2 protein-coding genes are annotated in these 864 nt (G+C 43.4%); one reads left to right on the top strand and one right to left on the bottom strand.

The genetic code is table 11. The annotated features are described in order from the left end of the window. Window positions 1–529 (top strand): uracil-DNA glycosylase (gene ung, locus CYP05_RS01670; protein WP_103641799.1); only part of this gene is annotated, 529 nt, incomplete at its 5' end. A 1-nt stretch (window position 530) separates the two neighbouring features. Here ung and CYP05_RS01665 read toward each other — a convergent pair. Beyond that, complete coding sequence (locus tag CYP05_RS01665; RefSeq protein WP_103586553.1) at window positions 531–824, bottom strand: hypothetical protein; 294 nt, start codon at window positions 822–824, stop codon at window positions 531–533. Window positions 825–864: the final 40 nt, after the last annotated feature.

Genomic DNA, 864 nt, shown 5'->3' with positions numbered 1-864 from the left:
CCTAACGCCATTTCACGATGTCAAGGTAGTTATCCTTGGCCAAGACCCATATCACGGCGCAAATCAAGCCATAGGGCTAAGCTTTTCAGTGCCAAGTGGTGTGCGCGTGCCGCCAAGTCTTGTTAATATCTATAAAGAAATTTACGCCGATCTTGGCATAAAAGAGCCAAATAGCGGCGATCTTACAAAGTGGGCAAAGCAAGGCGTGCTTTTATTAAATTCAACTTTAAGCGTAAGTGCTGGAGCGGCAAATTCTCACGCTGGCTTTGGCTGGCAGGGTTTTACAGACGCTGTCATAAGAAAGATAAGTGAGAATTTACAAAACGTAGTTTTTATGCTCTGGGGCAATCCAGCCAAGGCAAAAGCACCGCTTATAGACGCCAGCAAGCACCTCATCTTAGAAGCAGCCCACCCAAGTCCGCTAGCTCGTGGGGCGTTTTTTGGCTGCAGGCACTTTTCAAAGGCAAATATCTACTTAGCAAACCACGGCAAAACACCCATCGAGTGGGACTTAAACGCTAAAATTTGAGCTATTTTTTAAGCTTGCTAAGAAGCTTATTTACCTTTTCTAGCTCGCTTTTGCAAAATTTCTCATCGTTATTTTGCATTATCATCGCCTCTTGGCCGCTTTGCCTTTGCTTAAACTCATCAAATTTAAGCTCAAAAAGCCTTAGCGCCTTCTCATCACCCGCAAGCTTCTTGCTCTCTTTGGCGTAAAGCTCGTCAAGATAGAGCCTACTTTGCTTGACATACTCTTTGCAAACCTCGCTTGCACCAAATAAATTTACGCCCATCAAAAGGGCAAAAATGGCAATTTTTTTCATATTTTTCCTTGAAATTTTTGCGTTATACTAGCCTTTAAGC

The organism is Campylobacter concisus (genome assembly GCF_002913545.1).
Taxonomy (GTDB): Bacteria; Campylobacterota; Campylobacteria; order Campylobacterales; family Campylobacteraceae; genus Campylobacter_A; species Campylobacter_A concisus_AV.
The sequence above is the reverse complement of the archived record's forward strand: the minus strand, read 5'-3'. Positions and strand labels throughout refer to the sequence as shown.

What these genes read in the sequence shown, in the direction of transcription:
- CYP05_RS01665 (WP_103586553.1), bottom strand. Translation starts at nt 824, where the DNA reads ATGAAAAAAATTGCCATTTTTGCCCTTTTGATGGGCGTAAATTTATTT.